16 protein-coding genes and 1 tRNA gene are annotated in these 20,757 nt (G+C 48.9%); 12 read left to right on the top strand and 5 right to left on the bottom strand.

What is annotated here, in order from left to right; genetic code table 11:
- Positions 1-18: 18 nt before the first annotated feature.
- The 3 genes from BBD38_RS07275 to BBD38_RS14675 all read left to right on the top strand — a co-directional run bounded on the left by BBD38_RS07275 (position 19) and on the right by BBD38_RS14675 (position 1,678).
- On the top strand, positions 19-384 hold the full coding sequence (locus tag BBD38_RS07275) for a cysteine-rich VLP protein (RefSeq protein ID WP_066686273.1): 366 nt from the start codon (positions 19-21) through the stop codon (positions 382-384).
- Between the two features lie 128 nt (positions 385-512).
- Entirely contained in the window at positions 513-1,469 is a 957-nt protein-coding gene (gene mobV / locus BBD38_RS07270) for a MobV family relaxase (RefSeq protein ID WP_066686271.1), read from the top strand.
- A 38-nt stretch (positions 1,470-1,507) separates the two neighbouring features.
- Entirely contained in the window at positions 1,508-1,678 is a 171-nt protein-coding gene (locus BBD38_RS14675) for a hypothetical protein (RefSeq protein WP_172807786.1), read from the top strand.
- A gap of 29 nt (positions 1,679-1,707) precedes the next feature.
- Here the strand turns inward: BBD38_RS14675 and BBD38_RS15120 are convergent, their stop codons facing one another.
- Entirely contained in the window at positions 1,708-5,424 is a 3,717-nt protein-coding gene (locus BBD38_RS15120) for a YecA family protein (protein ID WP_066686269.1), read from the bottom strand.
- Between the two features lie 151 nt (positions 5,425-5,575).
- Positions 5,576-5,652, bottom strand: a tRNA-Val gene (locus tag BBD38_RS07260).
- A gap of 133 nt (positions 5,653-5,785) precedes the next feature.
- Between BBD38_RS07260 and BBD38_RS07255 the strand changes: the two genes are divergently transcribed.
- Together BBD38_RS07255 and BBD38_RS07250 are read left to right on the top strand one after the other, a co-directional pair.
- Entirely contained in the window at positions 5,786-6,814 is a 1,029-nt protein-coding gene (locus tag BBD38_RS07255; protein ID WP_066686263.1) for an aldose epimerase family protein, read from the top strand.
- A gap of 142 nt (positions 6,815-6,956) precedes the next feature.
- On the top strand, positions 6,957-9,356 hold the full coding sequence (locus BBD38_RS07250; protein ID WP_066686260.1) for a cation-translocating P-type ATPase: 2,400 nt from the start codon (positions 6,957-6,959) through the stop codon (positions 9,354-9,356).
- 215 nt (positions 9,357-9,571) lie between these two features.
- On the opposite strand, the gene BBD38_RS07245 is transcribed toward BBD38_RS07250, so the two are convergent.
- Positions 9,572-10,564 carry an aldo/keto reductase gene (locus tag BBD38_RS07245; protein ID WP_066686258.1) on the bottom strand — a complete coding sequence of 331 codons (993 nt, stop codon included), beginning with the start codon at positions 10,562-10,564 and terminating at the stop codon, positions 9,572-9,574.
- A gap of 223 nt (positions 10,565-10,787) precedes the next feature.
- Between BBD38_RS07245 and BBD38_RS07240 the strand changes: the two genes are divergently transcribed.
- The 6 genes from BBD38_RS07240 (at position 10,788) to BBD38_RS07215 (ending at position 18,230) form a co-directional block, all read left to right on the top strand.
- A complete protein-coding gene (locus BBD38_RS07240; protein WP_066686256.1) occupies positions 10,788-12,254 on the top strand; it encodes a rhamnulokinase in 1,467 nt (488 codons plus the stop codon).
- Between the two features lie 252 nt (positions 12,255-12,506).
- Positions 12,507-13,259 (top strand): ABC transporter ATP-binding protein, encoded by a 753-nt coding sequence (locus tag BBD38_RS07235; RefSeq protein ID WP_066686254.1) that lies wholly within the window; start codon positions 12,507-12,509, stop codon positions 13,257-13,259.
- A complete protein-coding gene (locus tag BBD38_RS07230; RefSeq protein WP_066686248.1) occupies positions 13,256-14,941 on the top strand; it encodes a COG1361 S-layer family protein in 1,686 nt (561 codons plus the stop codon). Before BBD38_RS07235 ends, BBD38_RS07230 begins: the two co-directional genes overlap by 4 nt.
- Positions 14,928-16,280, top strand: coding sequence for an ABC transporter permease (locus BBD38_RS07225; protein ID WP_066686246.1), 1,353 nt, complete (start codon positions 14,928-14,930; stop codon positions 16,278-16,280). The genes BBD38_RS07230 and BBD38_RS07225 overlap by 14 nt, the downstream gene beginning before the upstream one ends.
- Positions 16,281-16,427: 147 nt before the next feature.
- On the top strand, positions 16,428-17,468 hold the full coding sequence (locus BBD38_RS07220; protein ID WP_066686244.1) for an NAD(P)H-dependent amine dehydrogenase family protein: 1,041 nt from the start codon (positions 16,428-16,430) through the stop codon (positions 17,466-17,468).
- A gap of 99 nt (positions 17,469-17,567) precedes the next feature.
- Positions 17,568-18,230 carry a hypothetical protein gene (locus tag BBD38_RS07215; protein ID WP_066686242.1) on the top strand — a complete coding sequence of 221 codons (663 nt, stop codon included), beginning with the start codon at positions 17,568-17,570 and terminating at the stop codon, positions 18,228-18,230.
- Between the two features lie 69 nt (positions 18,231-18,299).
- Here BBD38_RS07215 and BBD38_RS07210 read toward each other — a convergent pair whose 3' ends face one another.
- Together BBD38_RS07210 and BBD38_RS07205 are read right to left on the bottom strand one after the other, a co-directional pair.
- Entirely contained in the window at positions 18,300-18,662 is a 363-nt protein-coding gene (locus tag BBD38_RS07210) for an MmcQ/YjbR family DNA-binding protein (protein WP_066686241.1), read from the bottom strand.
- Positions 18,659-19,822 carry an aminotransferase class I/II-fold pyridoxal phosphate-dependent enzyme gene (locus BBD38_RS07205; protein ID WP_066686237.1) on the bottom strand — a complete coding sequence of 388 codons (1,164 nt, stop codon included), beginning with the start codon at positions 19,820-19,822 and terminating at the stop codon, positions 18,659-18,661. Before BBD38_RS07205 ends, BBD38_RS07210 begins: the two co-directional genes overlap by 4 nt.
- A 283-nt stretch (positions 19,823-20,105) precedes the next feature.
- On the opposite strand from BBD38_RS07205, the gene BBD38_RS07200 reads away from it, so the two are divergent.
- Positions 20,106-20,744 carry a DUF1847 domain-containing protein gene (locus BBD38_RS07200; protein ID WP_066686233.1) on the top strand — a complete coding sequence of 213 codons (639 nt, stop codon included), beginning with the start codon at positions 20,106-20,108 and terminating at the stop codon, positions 20,742-20,744.
- The last annotated feature ends 13 nt before the right edge of the window (positions 20,745-20,757 follow it).

The following is a 20,757-nucleotide window of genomic DNA, read 5'->3' as shown; positions in this document are numbered from 1 at the left end:
AAGAAATGGAGGAATTGAATGATCGAACAAGAGAAAATTTTACATCTGAACGAGGTACAAAAGCGAAAGGTCTGTAAACTGATTAAATTGGAATGTGCTAATTATTTCGAGGGCAATTGTGACCTGCTGGATCGGGGCGTAGAAGTCCCCTGCCCGCAAATGATTTCCTATTCTGTTCTTTGCAAATATTTCCTAAGTTCAGTATTGCCCGGAGATAATGCGTTATATGCTGAACTTTTAGAGCCTGATAAGGTCAAAAAATGCGTAAGGTGTGGAACAGCGATCGTCTCTTATTCCAATAAAACAAAATATTGTAAGAAATGTGCCCGATTGGAAGCAAATCGGCAAAAAGCGGAATATGCCCGGAGACGGAGGCAAACGTAGAAAAATAGGGAATAAAAAAGCCTTTTATAATGCGACTTGGAGGACGTTGTTTTGAGCAGCGCGTATGTTATCATCTAAAAGGCCAAAAATGGATTCTATTTTTCTACAAAACGGTGAAAGGAGGTTCAATGCCACAATACGCTATTTTAAGGTTTGCAAAGCATAAGGGTGGATCGGCGGGAGCGTTGGAGGCGCACCATGAACGGCGAAAAGAAAGATATGCCAGTAACCCGGATATTGATATAACCCGGAGTAAAGATAATTTCCATTTGGTACAACCACAAAGTCGGTATAAACAGGAAATAGAAAAGCGCATACAAACTGCGGGCTGTAGGACACGCAAAGACAGTACCCGCTTCGTTGATACCATGATTACCGCCAGCCCCCAATTTTTTAATGGAAAAAGCAAAAAGGAGATACGGACTTATTTTATGAAAGCCGTCAATTTCATTGCTCAAAGGGTCGGCAAAGACAATATTTTTTCTGCGGTGGTACACATGGATGAAAAAACGCCTCACTTACATTTATGTTTTACGCCGATTACGGAGGACGGGCGGTTATCAGCAAAAGAGATATTAGGTAATCGGGCCCAGTTAAGCAAATGGCAGGATGATTTTTATGCTTATATGTTTCAATCTTTTCCAGACCTAGAGCGTGGCGAGAGCTCACTCAAAACAGGAAGAAAACATATTCCTACAAGTGTTTTTAAACAGGCCGTTCACTTAACAAGGCAAGCCGCAAAAATACGGATGTTGCTTGCCGACATTGGCCCGCTTAATGTAAGGAAGCGGACAGAGGAAATTTCCGCTTTGCTGATAAAATGGTTTCCTCAAATGGAGAGCTTTGAAACGCAGCTGAAAAGATATAAAAAGGGCTTTGCCACATTGGAGAAGGAAAATACAGAGCTCGCAAACAAGGCGGCTATGAATAAGGATGATAGAATGAAACGACGGATTGAAGTAGCGAAACTTGAAAGCGATTATCTTGATTTGAAACGCTTTGTCGAGGCAATACCAGAGGATATGAAGAAGCAGATTCAAGATATGCAGCGTAACGCAGGAAGGATACAGACACGAGGACGATAATGGGTGATTGTTCCTTAAAATATGCAGAAAGGAATTGAATGGCCGAAAAAGAAAAAGATAATGAAGCATGGGAAATCCCAGACCATGTGATTCACACGTTAGCGCGATGCCTTCTCCCCGAAATCCAGAACTATTTCGAGAGCGAGGAAGGCAAAAAGGAATTTGAGGAGTGGAAGAAGCGGCAAAATAGATTGCTAAAGTGGAGATAATAGTTGTCTCCACTTTTAGTTTGGAATCTTTAATCAGTAAGTAGACATTTTAATTCATAATAACTAATAATCGGGAAATCGATTTTTTTATAGCGTGAGGCAAAAATTTTATTTGTTACCATAAAAGGCTTAACAATAGTATTAGAATTAGCTTCAATTTTCTGTGACATAAGAAACGAATGAAGATTTTCAAATTTGCTTATATAATCTATCCTTTTCTGAAACTTTACGTCATACTTATTTTGTTGAAAATAGTTCCTCTGCTGCATTTGATCTTCATATACGGAGCCTACTTTATTCATAACTTTGCTTTCAATAATCCATAACTCATTTCTTTTTTTATCATAAGCAATTACATCATAATCTCCTAAATCACGAGGATGGTTGCCTTTTCTATCCAATTTATACAGTTCGGCTTCTTCCAAAACCTTAGTGAAGCCAGCCAAACGAAACAAATCAGCAATATCAGAGACCATTTTCTTTTCATGTTTTCTTTTCCACTCTTTTATGGACTCCATGGTCAAGGGCAAGTCATTTTCATAGGGAGGATAAAATTCGTATAGTCCATATTGCCAATTATTTTGTAATGTTTTTGCCATTATTGGTGAATAGATAATATTCTGGTCTGATTCAAATAATATTTTAGTTTCAAAACGATTCGGCCGCTTCTCGCGTTCTGAAATGGGCAAGAAAAACTGGAGTTCACCTTTCCATTCTTTAAGTTTTTGGGGATCAACTAATAAAAAATTTATCATTTTTCTATATGTTGTAGAAGCAAGCGGCTTATCAAGACATAAGTTAAAATTTTTCTCTAAGGAATTTTTATCATATGAAATAACATTTTTTTCACATTCAATCCAACCTTTATCCTCCACAAATACTACCTGTAAATATTGCAGAAAATCAATCAAATCCATAAAATCAATATCCGTATCATCTTTAAATGATTTCAAGACTTTTTCGAAATTTTCTTGTTCATTTGAACTAGTGATAATATAATCATTATTATTATAAATTCTCTCATTCAATTTTATTACATATTCATCATCATTATCGATTGGTATAATATTTACTAAATAGTCTGCATCTACCTCAATATGAGCATCATGTTCATTAAAGTTACATAGATCAGATACATCTTGCAATTTTACAAGCCAGTTTGAGAAAGCCAGTAGGTAAGCAATGTTGTCCTTATCTGCCTTTTTTTCTTTTTCACGAACTAAAAAAAGGTTAGTCTCGATTAAATAGCGCAGGATTCGCAGGTTTTCTTTTGCTTTTTCTCGATATTCTATAGTTTTAGAATGAATTTCATTTGTAACTTTATCGTCCATGTTCTCTGGTAATAAATCATATCTTTGACGATGTAATAAAACTTCATGTTGACATGTAGAATATAAGCTAAGCAAATGTATATGAAGGTCTAGCCTATTATATTTTGAAACCTCGTTTTCAAAGTTAGTTATTAACTCTTTTTGCATAGTACGCACTAAATGGGTTGCTGACTCTCCTTGATACTCACCAATTGCAAATTCGTTTTTTTGGCAGATTATTGAGATTTCTTTTCTTACCTTTGTATACCATTTATCTTCTACTTTAAATTGCGGTGAAGGAGAATTAAAATAGTAGTCTAATTCGTACTGCATTACGTTTACTTCTTTTGGAAGTGAAGAATCAGCAGTTATTTTTTGACTAAATACTTTATATTCTTCTGGGTATGCTTGCGCCAACGGCCGGAATAATTCAATCAAATATTTACATTCAATACGTTTATCTGGAGCGGTCTTTATATCATTTAACAAATTATCAGACTTAGGGGTATACCGAAAATGGATTTCATTGTTCAAAATTAATATATCACTATAAACATATTGTATATCAGGAGCAAATATAAAGTCATTACCATCTATAGAAGATGCATAAGAGTAAGGCATATAAAGAAATTGGGCAATCTTGTTTTTAAAATTGAAGCAATTTACAATGGTGCTATTATAACGCCTAAATAATCTTGTATTCAAATCATCAATTGTAATAGCAAGTTGTGATTCTAACTGAAAATTATGTTCTTCATCGAAGAAGCTCATATTATGTGTCAAAAGGACATAATTATTATTTTCTAATTTGTAAGCAAAAAATCCAAATCCATCATTATTTTTTTCGCTAAATTGTGGGAAAGAACTTTCTTCTATTACTGTGCTCCATGCAAATGGATTATTATAGAACTGTGAAATTATGCTAAATGGGTAATTCTCTAATTCGTTACAGAAATAATCGTAAATGTAGCTATCAATTGTTCCATAGGGAACAAAAAGCATTCCAATTCGATTCGCGCCAGGATTTATCTGCTGATTATTTTGCTTCCAAACAAGAAAGTGGCTACTTATTCCACCAAATACAAAACGTTTATCTTCTCTTGCTTCCTGTTCGGAGGCAATATATTCAGCAATTTCTTCAATACTATCAGCTATACAAAGAATCGAAACCAAATCGACGGCAGAACATCTCAATGCTATCTTATTATCGTCAGGTTCCCCAAGCCTAATTCTGGGTTCATTCGCATTGGTAAAGGAATCATATATTATTATACTATTTTGTGATTCTTTAGAAATTCCAATTCCAATATTTTCGTTTTGATTTTTTTGCTTATATAGTTGCACAAATGCTAATTTATTCTGCCTATGTAATTCGGTTATTTCTTTGGCTATTTTAGAAAAATTTACTTTGCTTGAAATAATTGCATCTTCATTTATGGCGACGATTGATTTTTTGTTAGTAGAAGCAAAAAATGTGAAAACTAGTGACGATATTACTTCTTTTTTGCTACTATCGGCAAAGGAAACCGGATATAGAACATTGGGACATTCTTTTCGAAGACGACGTGTTGAATATATTTCGTTAACTAGCCTAGAAATTGTCATATCAATAGCAATTCTTTTCTGTTCTTCTGTTGCCATAGATAATAGTATACTGTAAAAGTCAATAAGGAGAGAGCTATTAAATAACGGGTATGTTTGTTTATTATATATAAAAAAATGCAACCTATCAATTGGATATCGACTATCAGATAACATATTAATTAGCTCATCATTATTTGGAAGGAATGTGCTACAGCCCAATAATCTTTTAACTTCTAGATAGTAGTCCTTGTTTGGCAAAGAAAAAACTATTTTTTCGATCTCACCATGAAAATTTGAGGAACTCAATTGTGATAGTAATTTTTCATTGTATTCGAGCAACTCCTTATAGAGAAAGTCTTTTTTAAGAATTTTGGCCAATTCCGGAATAAATTGTAAAGTAGCATATACTTGTTCATGTCCGGTTCCCAATATGACAGGGTAAAATTTATCATGAAAGCTAATTTTAACTTCGCCAAAATCTGAAAGAGTGAAATCATCTGATGAAGAAATTGGTAATAGTGGAAAAACTAATTCATACAATTTTTTAAAGTCTTCATATGTAGTGATGCTTTTAGGCCCATCGGTATTCTGCAATCTGACTGCATTATTTATTGCTAAGCAATTCTCTAAACAAGATCGATTAATAGTCCAAGAGGCGATACAAAAGGCGAAAGTTACTAAGTCTTTTATTTTGTAGTCTTTAAAAATCACTGCTAGTTTCTTCGATTTGCTCGTTAAACTTTCATTTTCATCAAAAACAGAAGATGAAAATGAAATCTCTTTATTTAAACAACATTTTTTATATTTTTTACCACTACCGCAAGGGCAGGGGTCATTACGCCCAACTTTCATAATACTACCTCCATATATTTCTCCATTTAATTATACTACATGAATTAGCTAATATTGGGTAAGATTTGAACTTTAACTACATTTGCTTTTTTAAATAAATAATAAATCCGAACCCTTCACCGATTGGTATAGGGTTCGGATTATATTGGTTTGGTGGAGACAGCTGGGCTCGAACCAGCGACCCCCTACATGTGAAGCAGGTACTCTGACCAACTGAGCTATGCCTCCACTGGTAATTATTATAGCACACCTCCCCCATATTTCAAAATAAAATTTCACAAAAAATTGATCGATAACGGATAGGAAAAAAATTACTTTTGATGTAAAATAGTAATAGCAAATCAAAAGGGCGGTAAAAATCATGATTGAAACTCAAAAGACGGGTATAAAAGACGGGAAAGATATTTTTGTTTATACGTTTTCAAATGAATCCGGCGGACGTATGAAGGTCACGAATTACGGCGGAACCATTATGTCCATTGAAATGCCGGATACCGGCGGTAATCCGGCGGATGTTGTTCTCGGCTTTGAAACCCCGGAAGAATATTTCGGCGATCATCCATTTTTCGGCGCGACGGTGGGGCGTTATGCCAACCGCATTGCGGACGGCCGGTTTACAGTTGGCGGAAAAGATTACTCTATTCCGTGCAATGAAAACGGGGCAAACCTCCTTCATGGAGGAGATAACGGCTTCAACCGGAAGGTATGGGACGGCGCTGTGGGCGAAAACAAGCTGACCCTCACTTACCGCAGCCCGGACGGGGAGGAAGGCTTCCCGGCCGCGGTGGATGTCAGGATTGAAATGACCCTTACGGACGACAACGTGGTGCGTCTTGAATACTTTGCGGAATCGGATGCGGATACGATCCTGTCCCTTACGAACCATTCCTACTTCAACTTGCGCGGGCAAGGGGAGGTCGGCGACCATGTGCTGACCATTGACGCCGGGGAATATACGCCCGTTGACGAAAACCTGATTCCCACCGGAGAGATTGCGGAAGTGGCGGGCACTCCCCTCGATTTCACCCATCCGCACCTGATCGGCGAACGGATCGAAGACCCGTTCCCGCAGATGAAATTATGCGGGGGTTACGATCACAACTTTGTTTTGTGGGGCGAAGGCTTCCGGCGCGCGGCCCGGGTGGAAGACCCGCAGAGCGGACGCATCATGGAGGTCTATACGGATAAGCCGGGAATGCAGCTTTATACGGCGAACTTCGTACCGGAGATGGAAGGAAAGCATGGCGTGGAATACGGCCCGCGGACGGCCTATTGCTTTGAGACGCAGCTCTTTCCGGACAGCGTACACCATGACGAGTTTCCCTCCTGTATTTTGCAGAAAGGGAAAACCTACCATGATGTGACGGAATACCGTTTCCTCACGAAATAGCGGAATTCTTAAGACTTTCGAAACGGCGGATGAAAAAATCCGTCGTTTTTGTTAGGAATTTATAAAATTTACCGGATAAGCATTGGAGCACAGGGTAAATATGATATAATAAGGTCATTATATCAGGCAGGAAAGGGACGACATGGACGACGGGCAACAGCGCTATGATTCGGATTGCCGGACAGGGCTTACGGACGAGCAGGTCAAAAGCCGTATTGATGCAGGCCTCACGAATGCGTACAATACAAATACGACAAAGTCATACAGGCAGATTTTCAAGGATAACCTTGTAACCTTTTTTAATATCTTAAACATGGTGTTTACGGTTCTCATCGTTATGACGGGCTATATCAAGGAACTCGTTTTCCTGCTCGTTGTTGTCGGGAACCTTGTTATTGGTATTGCCCAGGAAATTGTAACCAAAAAGACACTCGATAAGTTATCCGTCATTGTGGCGGCCAAGGTCACCGTGGTGCGGAACGGAACCGAAAAGGAAATCAGCGTAGCGGATATCGTCCTCGACGATGTGATGCAGCTTATGCCCGGCAACCAGGTGTGCGCGGACGGCATGGTTCTCGAGGGTTCGGTGGAAGTCAACGAATCCCTCATAACGGGCGAGTCGGACGTTGTCGTCAAGGGCCCGGGGGATTTCCTTTATTCCGGCAGCTTTATTGTGTCGGGCAACGCCTATGCGCGTGTGGAACGTGTGGGCATTGAAAATTATGCGAATAAAATCTCCTATGACGCGAAGGTATCCAAAAAGCGCACGTCCGAGCTGCGGAATTCCCTGAACCGTATCCTGAAAATCATCAGCATCATCATTGTCCCGGTGGGAATATTGCTGTTTTTGAAACAAGGCCTTGTGGTGGGGCTGCCCGTGCCGGATAATACGGTCAAAACGGTGGGGGCCCTCATCGGTATGATTCCTGAGGGGCTGATCCTGCTGACCAGTATTTCGCTGGCGACCAGCGCCGTAATCCTGGCGACAAAACGCACGCTGGTGCAGGACCTCTATTGTATTGAGACGCTTGCGCGCGTGGATATCCTGTGCCTTGATAAGACGGGAACGATCACCGAGGGAAAGATGCATGTGGAAGAGGTGATTCCTGTCGATGAAACAAAAGATATTGACAGGATTCTTTCCAACATGGCGGGGGCCCTCCAGGACGACAACGCAACCTTCCACGCCGTTGTGGAAAAGTTCGGCAAGAGCTTTGACCATGAAATAAAAACCATTGTGCCGTTTTCCTCGGCCCGTAAATACAGCGGCGTAAGCTTTGAAGGGGAAGGCACCTATTTCCTCGGGGCGTTTGAGTTCATTTTCCCCAACGGATACGAGGGGCTCGACGCGGAAAAGTATGCGAAACAGGGGAGCCGGGTCCTGGTGCTCGCGCACAGCGACTCCACCGACGTGTTGGACAATAAGGTCCCGATGGGGATGCGCCCCATCGCTTTCCTGCTTATTTCCGACCGGATTCGCGCGGATGCAGGGAAAACGCTCGAATTTTTTGAAAAGCAGAAGGTTGAACTGAAAATTATCTCCGGGGACAGCCCGGTCACGGCTAGCGCGATTGCCAAACGCGCGGGCGTGAAAAACTATGAAGCGGTAGACGCGACGATGCTCAAAACGCAGGAAGATATCGAAGCGGCGGCCGAAAAATACAGCGTATTCGGACGGGTCACGCCTTCCCAGAAAAAGGAATTGATTGCGGCGCTGAAACGAAAGGGCCATACGGTCGCCATGGCGGGTGACGGCGTGAACGATGTGCTGGCCTTGAAGGAATCCGATTGCAGCATCGCTATGGCATCGGGCAGCGACGCGGCAAAGAACATCGCTAACCTGGTGCTGCTCGATTCTAATTTTGCAACGATGCCCGATATTGTGAACGAAGGGCGCAAGGTAATCAATAATATCGAGCGCGTGGCGACGCTGTTTATCACCAAAACGGTGTACGCCGTGCTCCTTGCCTTTGCAACGGTGATCCTGCTCGACAGCAGTTACCCGTTTACGCCGCTGCAAATGACGCTGATTAGCTTTGTAACCATTGGCTTCCCGGCGTTTTTCCTGGCGTTGGAACCGAACTTTGCGCCAATCAAGGAGCATTTCCTGATTAATATTTTGAAAAAGTCATTGCCCGGGGGCCTTTCCGTAATTATCGGCATCCTTGCGATCAACGTGCTCGCGGGCATCTTCCAGTATACCCCGGCGGCGATGTCCACCATGTGTATGCTGATGGCGGTTGCCGTCGGCATGTGGGTGGTGGCCAAGGTCAGCATGCCGTTTACCACAGCGCGCAAGGTTATCCTGGGAAGCGCCATTGGCGTATTTATCCTATGCATCATCTTCCTGAGGGGCTTTTTCGACGTGGCGCCCATCAGTCTCCCGCAGGCTGTCGTGGTGTGCATCTTTACGGTGGTTGCGCCGTTTATGATGCGGGGCTTTGAGCATGTTGTGGAAAAGCGCGCCGATAAAATCCTTTCCAAAAAGCTGGTGCGCAAGAGTCTGCAAATCACGGACGAAGAGCTTGAAGACAAGGAATGAGCCATAAGGAATCATTGATAATGAAGGAATGCGCCGAAGGCGCGTGAAATACAAAACGGGAGAGCCGCCCAAAAAATGGCGGGAACGCTTCAGTAACCGGGAAACAGTAAATTAACAGCCAAGCGCCCGGCAGGTGCAAAAGAATTTCGTAAGCCGGAATTTTCCTTTGCGCCGGCCGGGCGCTTTTTTTATTTACTGCCTATTCCTTTGTTCTTTCAGTGCACCGCGCGCGGCCCCTTGTATGGGCGCGTAAACGGCATGAAGAAAGACTCCTCAAACGGCCGGAAGGGCACCATCCGGTAAATTTCGTCGATCCGCTTAAGCACATCCGCCGGAAGCGGCCCCTTTTCATAGGAAGCAAGGTTGCGTTCCACATTTTTCACCTTGCCCGCCCCCGTAACAACCGCATGGATATCCGGGTTTGAAAATGCAAACCGCATCGCAAGGTCCGCGACATCCATCTTGAGGTCGTCGCACAGCTCATATAGTTTCAGGTATTGCTGCTGGCGGGGCTTTGACAGCCACGCGGGCTTCGCCTTCACCTGAACGTCATAGCGTTTTGCGAGCGCGCCCTGCTGGAGCGCGGAACCAAGCAAAATTCCCATGTTCTGCTTCTTCGCCGCAGGAATCACCTCAATGGCCGCTTCCTGCCACAGCAGGCTGTAATTGAAGGCGGTCAGGATCACGTCGAAAAATCCGCTTTCAATAATGGGTACGATTTCATATGCGGTTGTGCCGCCGATCCCCGTATATTTGATTACCCCCTGGCTTTTAAGGTCCACAAGCACATCCATGACCGGGCCGTAATATTCCTCCGGATGATTGAGGTCCTGCGGCCGTTCCCACCAGTCGTACTGATAAGGACGGTCGGGCTCGTGCACCATCCAGATATCGATGGTATCCCGTTTCAGCCGGGTCAGGCTGTTTTCTACGGCGCGCATCAGGCAATCCCTGTCCCGGGGCAAAAAGGGCTGCGGGTCGTTGCTGAACTTGGTGGATACATAAAGCTCGCCCTTGATTTCCGGCAGGATTGTCCCCAATACTTCCTCGCTGTTTCCATAAGCAGGCGCGGTATCGATCAGATTCACGCCGCTGTCCACCGCAAGCTGCAATGCGGCGGCAAATTCTTCACGGGGGGTGCGCACATCCCCGCCCATCACCATGCGGCTCACGTTCAAATCAGTCCGGCCAAGCTTTACATACTCCATAAATTCATCCTCCGCCCTATCCGATGGCTCGTCATCGTTTTAAATACTATTTTCATTATCTCACAAACGAAACGTCACATCAATTACAGACGAAACAAAAAAATAACGAAACAGGCAAAAAAGTGTCGAAAAGTTACAGGAATTTGTTGTTTTCTTCATTGATTCTGAATTGTATTTTCAGTATAGTTATTACATAAAAAGAAAATAGTAAAGGGGAAAAACCATGAGCAGGATTTTGGCATTCGATTTTGGCGCTTCAAGCGGTCGTGCAATGATCGCGCAATATGCTGACGGAAAAATTACAATGGAGGAACTCCACCGGTTTACGAATGATCCGGTTTCAATCAATGGAACGCTTTTCTGGGATGCGCTGCGCCTTTTTTACAACATCAAGCAGGGCATTACCAAGGCGGTAAATGCAGGCGGATTCGATATGATCGGCATTGATACGTGGGGCGTGGACTTCGGTCTGATCGGGGAAGACGGCCAGCTTATCCAGAACCCCGTACACTACCGCGACGGGCGTTCGGAGAAACCGTTTGAGGAATTTTTCCGGCGCGTCGACCCGGCGGAGCTTTACAGCAAGGTCGGTTTGCAGCATATGGCAATCAATACGCTGTATCAGTTAATTTATTTAAAGGAGAACAAGCCGGAGCTTTTTGCGGCGACAAAAAAGATTCTTTTTACGCCCGACCTCTACAGCTATTTCCTGACGGGCGAAATGAAATCGGAATATACCATCGCTTCCACATCGGAGATGCTGGATGCGAAAAAACGCGATTGGAGCGAAGAAGTGCTGGAGCTTGCGGGTATCCCGCGTGAAAAGCTGTGCGACATTACGCCCCCGGGTTCGCAGTACGGTCTGCTGCGCGACGATATTTGCGAAGAGCTTGGCGCGCCCAGGGCAAAGGTAATGTGCACGGCTTCGCATGACACCGCGTCTGCGGTTGCGGCGGTGCCCACACAGGAAGAGGATTTTATATTCATCAGCTGCGGCACATGGAGCCTCCTGGGAACGGAGCTTCACGAGCCCTGCCTTAACGACAAGGCGGCGGAATACAACTTTGCGAACGAAGGCGGCGTCGCGGGCACGTACCGTTTCCTGAAAAATATCATGGGAACGTGGCCAATCCAGGAATCGCGCCGGCAATGGATTCGGGAAGGCAAAGAATTCGGCTTTGGGGAATTGGAGCAGATGGCAAAGGAATGCAAACCGTTCCGCAGCCTGATTGACGTCGACAGCCCGGAATTCGGAAAACCGGGGAACATACCGCGCCGTATCCGCGCCTATTGCGAAAAGACCGGGCAGCCTGTTCCGCAGACGGAAGGCGAGGTCATCCGCTGCATCGATGAAAGCCTTGCCATGAAATTCCGTTATAGCATCGAACGGCTTGCGGAATGCACGGGCAGGAAATATAATACGGTGCATATCCTTGGGGGCGGAACCAAAAGCGCGCTCCTGTGCCAGATGACCGCCGACGCAACCGGCATGAACGTGGTTGCGGGGCCGGATGAAGCGACGGGCTTTGGAAATATCGCGGTGCAGCTGATTGCCGCGGGAGAAATCAAGGATATCAAGGAAGCGCGGCGTGTGGTTGCCGCTTCCTGCGCGCCCAAGACATATGCGCCCCAAAACACGGCGGAATGGGATACGCAGTATCAGGCGTTTGTAAAGATCATTGAAGGCTAAACCGGGAACACCGAAAAAAAGGAACGCTCCGCGTTCCTTTTTTTGTGCAGGATTTGCATACGCGGCCGCTGTTTCCGGCAGGGCCTTAAGTAATACTTAAATTTGTAAGAATTTATTCATAAAGTACCGGCCAATGGCAAGGGCCTTTATGATATAATGAAAGGCGTAGGTTAAGGGAGTGGATTTCTACTTTCCCCTTTACTTCGTGCGGGGCTTTTTTATGCCCTGAAAACGTCGGCCTGGAGGAAACCATTGGAACCGATTATCGCAGCCAGGAACCTGAAAAAAATATACCGTATGGGCAGCGCCAAAATCCACGCCCTGGACGGGGTGGATATCGATGTTATGCCCGGGGAGGTGTGCGCGATCCTCGGCACCTCGGGCAGCGGGAAGTCGACGCTGCTTTCCCTTCTCGCGGGGCTTGAACACCCGACCTCCGGGAAAATTTTTATCAAGAAAAAACCGACATATAAAATGAATGAAAGCGAACTGGTGGATTTTCGCCTCAAACACATTGGGTTTGTGTTCCAGTCCTTCAACCTGATGCCCACCATGACGGCGGTGGAAAATGTGGCGCTTCCCTTGATGTTCCGGGGCGTGCCGCGCGCAAAGCGTATGAAGGCGGCGAAAAAGCTGCTTGTAGAGATGGGGCTTAAGCAGCAGCTTAAAAACCTTCCCAACCAGCTTTCGGGCGGGCAGCAGCAGCGCGTATCGATCGCGCGCGCCATCATTGCCAAACCGGAGATCATCTTCGCGGACGAGCCGACGGGAAACCTCGATTCGGCGACCGCGGAACAGATTATGGATATCATGTGCGGACAAGCGAAGAAACGGGGCGCGACCCTTTTGTTCGTGACGCACGACCGGGCCAAGGCGGAATATGCCGACCAGGTCGTTCACATCATAGACGGAAAAGTGGCGAAGCGCGAAGTGCGCGAGCCCGCCAAAATCAATGCCGGAGAGGTTACACAGGCAGAATCAGGAACACAGGGAGAGGAAAAATGAAGAAACGGATCACGATTATCGCACTTATAGTTCTATTCGCCTTTTCTTTGGCGCTGCCGACCGCGCTTGCGGCGGATATGCGCGGAACGGCGCTGCGGATTGACAGCGGAAGCCAATATGAAGGAATGGACGCAACCTACCAGAACGGGTACAGCCCTGCCGTATCCGGCGGGGCGGCGCGCATCATCCTTCCCCTGGTCCCCGGGCCGGGGACCGAGCAGGTGAAAAGCGGGGAACAGGTTAATATTTCGGTGAACCTGGGAAACCCGGAAACCGCTCCGTTTATATTCAATAATTATGATACGGCGGCGTCCCTCCAGGAAAACAAACTGGCGGACGGGAAAACAAAGAAATCCTATCTTGTGAACCTGAATTTGCCGCTTTCGGAAACCAGGGTGAACGGGAACTATCCGGTCGTTATCACGGCGAAATATCCGGTGACGGACGGCACCGTCAAAACGCAGGAATTTACGGTGTTTGTGAAGGTGACAGACGGCCGGGACCCGTCGGAGCCGACTGCGGAACCGAGCGGGGAGCCCAGCGCAGAGCCGACGGAAAAACCGGGAACGGACCCGGGGCTTGATCCCGGAACGGGCGGCGGTGGCGGAGGAAGCGGGGCAAGCTCCCAGCCCAAGGTCATTATCAGCAATTATGAAATCAGCCCCGACCCGGTCAATGCGGGCGAAAAATTTTCGGTAAAGGTAACGCTTACCAATACAAGTAAGTCGACGAGCGTTAAAAACATCACAGTCACCTTCAAGAGCCAGACGACGGATTTGATGCCCGGCGACAACACCAATACGGCCTACATCGAGAAGATCGGGCCCCAAAAAACAGAGGATTTCAGCTTCACAATGGCGGCGCGCGCGGATGCCAAGGCGGGTCCGCAGAAGATCGATATTGCCGTTGCCTATGAAGACAACCAGGCGGCGCAGCTTACGGCGGCGGACGAAATCAGCGTGGAAGTGCACCAGAAGATTCGGCTTGAATACGACCAGCCGAAATTCCCGTCGGAAGTGTATATGGGCGACACCACCTCCGCGAGCCTTAACCTTTACAACAAGGGAAAAAATACCCTTTATAATGTGACGGTTGTGCTCGACGTTCCCGGTCTCACGCCGGAATCGAGCGCATTCCTTGGAAATATGGAATCCGGCACGGCCAAAACGGCGGACATCTATGCCTCCGTGGCTGCGGACCCGAATGCGGGAATGAGCGGCGGGGCAGAGAATGGCGCCGGACAAGGGGCGGTGGCAGGCGATTCCGGAGTTGCTCCTGCCGCGGATGCCGCGGCAATCGGGGGAGCCGACGGGCCAACCTCGATTGTTGTATCCGGGGAAAGCGGTCCGTCTGCGGATATGCCCGCGGACGGGGGCGACGGCGCCGTCCAGCCCGGACCGGTGGAAGGGAACTTCATCGTTACCTATGAGGACGAATACGGCGAGGAATACGAAATGAAGGTTCCCGTGGAAACGATGCTTGTTCCCATGCCCGATTACGGCGGGGGTATGTATCCGGGCGAAGAGCCGCAGCCCGAGGAACCCACAGGCTTTCCGTGGTGGGGCTGGGTGATTATTGCGGCGGCCGCGGCGGCCGTGGTGATCGCAGTCGTTTTGAGGAAGAAAAAGAAAAAACGCGCGCAAGAGCTTTCGGAGGATTTCGAAGACGATGACATTTATTGATATTGTCCTTCTGGCGGCCTCCAATTTATGGCGGCGCAAGATGCGGACGATCCTTACAGTCCTTGGCGTAATTATCGGCACGGCGTGTATTGTTATCATGGTGGCCCTCGGGCTCGGCAACCTCGAGCAGTTCAACCAAAATATCATGCAGAGCACGGACCTCACACAGATTGAAATTTCGCCTATGGGCTCCGGGGAAAACGCGAAGCTGACGGATGCGAAGCTGAACCAGATTCGTGCGATTCCCGGCGTGAAAAACGCGACCGGCCTGATGAGTATTCCCTCCTATATTGTGATGGGAAAATACAAGGCGGATACGCAGGTTTACGCGGTCGACCCGCAGACGATGGATTTCAAATTTATGGAAGGAAACGTTTTCGCGGACAGTTCCAATGTAGAGCTTGTCGTGGGCGCAAACGCGCGCCAGTATTTCCAGGACCCGAATGCGTCCGGCGGCGGTATGGCCGGCGGCGTAATGATGGCCGGCGGATATGCCATTGCAATGGAAACGGGCGGCGAATACCAGGAGCCGACCGGGCCGGATGTGGACTGGGTGGGCATGAACGTGAAATATTACCCGGGCAGCGGTTACCTGATTGAGAATCCCGATCCGTCCACGCCCGACCAGCCGATGCCCAAGGAGTACCGCGGGAAAATTTCGGGAATCCTCGAGCAGTCCGACAGCCAGGAAAGCTATAACATTTATATGAGCATTCCAGCGGCCAATATGCTCATTCGTGAAAACCGCAAGCTGATGGACCAGGCGGGGGTCAAGGAGGGGCAGTATTCCCAGGGATATGTGAACGCGGTGGATGTGGACGCGGTCGCGGACGTCCTTGCGGCGGTTAAGGAAATGGGCTTCCAAGCCTATAGCCCCACCGAGTGGATAACCCAGATGCAGGAGGAACAGGCGCGCCAGCAGTCCCAGCTCATTGCCATCGGCCTGATTTCCCTGCTGGTATCGGCCATCGGCATTGCCAACACCATGCTCGCGAGCATTTTAGAACGCGCCCGCGAGATCGGCGTAATGAAGGTCATCGGCCTCTCCATCCGCAAAATTAACCTGATGTTCCTTGTGGAGGCGGCAATGATCGGCCTTTTAGGGGGCCTCATTGGCCTCGGGGTCAGCTATATTTTCGGCGCAATCGCCAATTTTGGCGGCGGGGAAATTAGCTTCCTCGGCATGTATTTCCAGAACGGCGTGCAGCTTTCCATTCCGTGGTGGCTCAGCCTTGGGGCAATTGCGATTGCCGTGGGAGTGGGCGTTGTGTCCGGCATCTATCCCGCGTGGAAGGCGACAAAAATGAGCCCGCTCGAAGCGATCCGCAGTTCAAACTGAGCGGCAGGCAAAACGCCCGGCAAAAAAGCCGGGTGTTTTTTTGTGAAAAAAGTTTGAAGGGCCTTATGGGTGGTATATTGATAGTATCCAGGGGAAAACAGCATAAGCGGGCATCGGTGGAAATTTTTATCGAAAGAGGGAGAAAACATGTATAATCAGAAAATTCGCGCCGTCCAATACGGCTGCGGGAAGATGGCCAGGTATACGGTGAGGTATTTGTATGAAAAAGGCGCCGACATTGTGGGCGCAATCGATGTAAACCCGGATATTGTGGGTATGGACGTAGGGGAATGGGCGGGCCTTGGCGTGCGCCTCGGCGTTCCGATCCGCAGCGATGCGGATGCGGTTCTCGACGAATGCGACGCCGATATTGCGGTGCTCACCCTGTTCAGTTTCATAGACGATATGTATCCGCATATTGAAAAATGCGCCCTGCGCGGAATTAATGTGGTCACGACATGCGAAGAAGCAATCTATCCGTGGACCACCTCGCCCGCCCTTACAAACAAGCTGGACGTGCTTGCGAAGGAAACGGGCTGCACCATTGTGGGCTCGGGTATGCAGGATATTTATTGGGTGAATATGATCGCGTGCGTTGCGGGCGGCGTTCACAGCATAGACCGCATCGAGGGCGCGGTCAGCTATAATGTGGAGGATTACGGCCTCGCTCTCGCACAGGCGCACGGCGTGGGCCTCACCCCTGAAGAATTTGAAAAACAGCTGGCGCATCCCGAGGTTCTTGAGCCAAGCTATGTCTGGAATTCCAACGAAGCACTGTGCGCGAAAATGGGTTGGACAATCAAATCCCAGACACAAAAAAGCGTGCCGTATTTTTACGGTGCGGACCTTTATTCCGAAACGCTCGGAGAAACGATTCCCAAGGGCAACTGCATCGGCATGAGCGCGGTTGTCACCACGCAGACACACCAGGGGCCGGTGATCGAGACGCAGTGCATCGGCAAGGTGTACGGACCAAACGACGGCGACATGTGTGACTGGAAAATCCTCGGCGAACCGGATACGGCTTTCTATGTAACCAAACCGGCGACGGTGGAGCACACCTGCGCGACCGTCGTGAACCGCATTCCCACCATCCTGAACGCCCCGGCGGGATATGTCACGGTCGACCAACTCGAGCCGCTTGAATACCTGTCCTATCCGATTCATATGTACACGGAAGAGTGGTAAAAAGGAGCAAAAAACGCCCGGGAAGATTTTCCGGGCGTTTTTTAGCGTTTACAGTTTTTTCATCCTTTCACCACACAACCTTCACGCTGCCCTTCCATAATGGTGCCAGATCAGGAAAGGAGCAGCAAGCTATATGAAAAAGATATTGACGGTACTCCTGTGTGCGGTATTGATGATGGGCTTCACCGCCTGCGCGCAGCAGGCGGTGAAGCCCCGCAGGCCGCCACGGGGGAACAGGCGGACGTACAAGCCGCGGATGGCGCAATGTATGGGCAGGTGACCGCGATAAGCGGAAATGACGCGACGATTATCCTTGGCACAATGACGGAGGGGATGGGCGGCCCGCCCGGTATGGAAAACGGCGAAGCGCCGACAGGCGGCGCACAGGACGGCGAAATACCGCCGGATATGCAGGGCGGCGGGACTCCGCCGAACGATATACAGGATGGAGAAGCGCCTGAACCGCCAAGCGGGGAAAACCCGCCCGGCGATGCACAAGGCGGCGGAACGCCACCGGATATGGGCGGAGGCGGCCCCGGCGGCATAGGCGGTTTTACCGCGGATGAGGACGGCACGGAGATTACCGTTGACCTGGCCGCCGTCACCATTACAAAGCAGGACGGGGACAGCGAAGCGGAGGTTTCCGCTTCCGACCTTACGGAAGGCACCGTTGTCAAAATGGAAGGCCCGGGCGAAGGCGCTTCCTTTGTACCGGAAGCCCTTGTCATCGTGAACGCGGGCGGCGGTCCGGTTCCGGCATAAAAGAACGGGATGATTGGGCAAGCATTAAAAAAAGGACGGCGCATGCCGTCCTTTTCGGCTGTTCGGCAATTATAGTTCCCTGATCTCGCGCTGCTTTTTCTTTGGCAATGCGGCAAGCCCGGCTTCGTATGCCTTGTCGGCCATCTTCCGCACAGTTTCCCCGGGCACGTTTCCCTCGAGATAGAGGGAACTCCAGTGGATTTTGTTCATATAATAGCCGGGCACGATATCCCCGGGGTGCTGGTGGCGCAGGAAATCACTGAGCGCGGGCGCGAGCTTCATCGTGAAAATTGGCCGCCCTTCCCTGTCTCCGCCCTGCATGGCAAACATTTTGCCGCCCACAAAATAACGCGTGGCTTCCCATTCGGGCTGGTAGTCCGTGGTCACCCCCGGCTTCCTGAGGCAATATTCGCGAAGCCATTCATAGTTCATTTTATCATCCCGCTTTCGTGGATCAGGCGCACCGCGCGCTCTATGGTGGGTACGTCCGCCACCAGTGCAAGCCGTACGAAGCCCTCGCCCGCCGGGCCAAAGCTTTCGCCGGGGGTACAGATTACCCCGGTTTTATCCATCAGCTCGAGGGCGAAGTCCCACGATTTTTCATAACCCTTCGGCAGCGGCGCCCATACGAACATCGTGCCCGGGGAATCGGGGACATCCCAGCCGATGCTCCGAAGGCCGCCGCACAGCGCATCCCGGCGCGCGCGGTACCCTGCACGGTTACGCTCCAAAATATCCTGCGGGCCGCTGAGCGCGGCAATCGCCGCCTTTTGCACCGGGAAGGAAATCCCGTAATCGATCTGCGAACGCAAACAGCGGAAGTTGCGGATGATTTCCGTATTGCCCATGGCAAAGGAAATGCGCAGCCCCGTCAGGTTATATGATTTGGAGAGGGAATTGAATTCAATCCCCACGTCCATCGCCCCCGGGACGGCGAGGAACGACATCCCGGGCTCGCCGTCCATCACAAGCTCGGAATAGGCGTTGTCATGGATTACGATCACATCGTATTTTTTTGCCCAATGGACGAGCCTTTCATAGAAGGCATAATCCGCAACTGCCGTTACCGGGTTGTTGGGATAGGAAACGACGATCATTTTTGCGCGCCTTGCGACCTCTTCAGGGATACTGTCAAAATCGATCAGGAAATTGTTTTCTTTTTTCAGCGGCGTATAATATATTTCCGCTTCCGCCATACGCGGGCCAAACATAAATACCGGATAGCACGGATCAGGGGCGATCACAAGGTCGCCGGGGTTGCAGATTGGCAGCGCGACATGCGCCATACCCTCCTGCGTGCCGTAAACGGACATCACCTGTTCGGGCGTAAGGGAAACGCCGTACCGCCGCTTATACCACGCAATCACCGCATCGGTCATCTCGGGAAGGTCGGCAAGGGAATATTTGAAGTTATCCGCGACCCCCGCCGCCTCCTGCAAGGCGGCAATCACGTGGTCGTCCGGCTTGAAATCAGGCGTGCCCACCGAAAGGTTGATGACCTCCATGCCCCGCCGGAGAAGCTCCGCGCGCTTTTCTTCCAGCTTGGAAAAAATATTCAAATCGAATATTTTCATTTTATCCGCAAATTTCATATTCCGCCTCCGCAAGTAGTCGTTAGTTGATACAAGGATATCTTACCGCAAACGCGCTGTGCCTGCAAGCTTAAACCCCGCTGTATGGTCGGGGCAAAGCCTGTGGCAGGGCGGCTTTGGGATGCGCCGGAAACCGGGAATAAATATTTCGCTTCCGGTTGGCGGGGATTTTTGCCGGAATGCGGATTGCCGCAGCAGGTCAATATTTTAAACGGAGAAGGCGTTCCCCGGCGTTTTTTTCGTGGTATAATAAAATTATTGTAAGCGAAACGGGGTGAAACGGATGTCTTATTTTTGTGCGGATTGTGCGCAGGGCTCCTGCCGCAGGCACGATGCGGAGCACGCGCCGAAAAACTGCCCTTCCTTTGGCGGGGAAACCGATTTTTACGCAGGGTATGAAGGCGAGGAACGCGAGATTGCGCGGGTTTCCGCCATTGTGGAAAGCAGCGGCTACGGAAGGCTTACCCGCATCGAGGAAATCATGGATTTCTGTAAGCGGATGGGCTATCGGAAGCTCGGCTTTGCCTTTTGTATGGGCCTGCATAATGAGGCAAAAGTTGCAGCCCGTATTTTCCGGGAAAATGGTTTTGACGTCGTTTCCGTCGGCTGTAAGGTCGGCAGCGCGGACAAAACCGGGATCGGCGTTAAGGAAGAGGAAAAGCAGCACGGCGGTTTTGAAGCGATGTGCAATCCGGTTTGGCAGGCCAAGCTCCTGAATGGGGAAAAGACGGATTTCAATATCATCCTCGGGCTGTGCGTGGGGCACGATACGCTTTTCATCCGCCATACGCAGGCGCCCATGACCGTGCTTGCCGTGAAAGACCGTGTGACGGGGCATAACCCGCTCGCCGCGGTATACCTTGCCGACGGCTTTTATAAAAAGTTGCATACCTTTTCAAAAGACCACGGGTATGAGGAATAACGAGTATTCGATA

The sequence above is a fragment of the Christensenella intestinihominis genome (genome assembly GCF_001678845.1).
Lineage (GTDB): Bacteria > Bacillota > Clostridia > Christensenellales > Christensenellaceae > Christensenella > Christensenella intestinihominis.
This window is presented reverse-complemented; position numbering and strand designations above follow the sequence as displayed.

What these genes read in the sequence shown, in the direction of transcription:
- BBD38_RS14675 (WP_172807786.1), top strand. Translation starts at nt 1,508, where the DNA reads ATGGCCGAAAAAGAAAAAGATAATGAAGCATGGGAAATCCCAGACCAT.
- BBD38_RS07220 (WP_066686244.1), top strand. Translation starts at nt 16,428, where the DNA reads ATGTATAATCAGAAAATTCGCGCCGTCCAATACGGCTGCGGGAAGATG.
- BBD38_RS07240 (WP_066686256.1), top strand. Translation starts at nt 10,788, where the DNA reads ATGAGCAGGATTTTGGCATTCGATTTTGGCGCTTCAAGCGGTCGTGCA.
- BBD38_RS07200 (WP_066686233.1), top strand. Translation starts at nt 20,106, where the DNA reads ATGTCTTATTTTTGTGCGGATTGTGCGCAGGGCTCCTGCCGCAGGCAC.
- BBD38_RS07275 (WP_066686273.1), top strand. Translation starts at nt 19, where the DNA reads ATGATCGAACAAGAGAAAATTTTACATCTGAACGAGGTACAAAAGCGA.
- BBD38_RS07245 (WP_066686258.1), bottom strand. Translation starts at nt 10,564, where the DNA reads ATGGAGTATGTAAAGCTTGGCCGGACTGATTTGAACGTGAGCCGCATG.
- BBD38_RS15120 (WP_066686269.1), bottom strand. Translation starts at nt 5,424, where the DNA reads ATGAAAGTTGGGCGTAATGACCCCTGCCCTTGCGGTAGTGGTAAAAAA.
- mobV (WP_066686271.1), top strand. Translation starts at nt 513, where the DNA reads ATGCCACAATACGCTATTTTAAGGTTTGCAAAGCATAAGGGTGGATCG.
- BBD38_RS07250 (WP_066686260.1), top strand. Translation starts at nt 6,957, where the DNA reads ATGGACGACGGGCAACAGCGCTATGATTCGGATTGCCGGACAGGGCTT.
- BBD38_RS07255 (WP_066686263.1), top strand. Translation starts at nt 5,786, where the DNA reads ATGATTGAAACTCAAAAGACGGGTATAAAAGACGGGAAAGATATTTTT.
- BBD38_RS07230 (WP_066686248.1), top strand. Translation starts at nt 13,256, where the DNA reads ATGAAGAAACGGATCACGATTATCGCACTTATAGTTCTATTCGCCTTT.
- BBD38_RS07225 (WP_066686246.1), top strand. Translation starts at nt 14,928, where the DNA reads ATGACATTTATTGATATTGTCCTTCTGGCGGCCTCCAATTTATGGCGG.
- BBD38_RS07215 (WP_066686242.1), top strand. Translation starts at nt 17,568, where the DNA reads ATGGTGCCAGATCAGGAAAGGAGCAGCAAGCTATATGAAAAAGATATT.
- BBD38_RS07205 (WP_066686237.1), bottom strand. Translation starts at nt 19,822, where the DNA reads ATGAAATTTGCGGATAAAATGAAAATATTCGATTTGAATATTTTTTCC.
- BBD38_RS07210 (WP_066686241.1), bottom strand. Translation starts at nt 18,662, where the DNA reads ATGAACTATGAATGGCTTCGCGAATATTGCCTCAGGAAGCCGGGGGTG.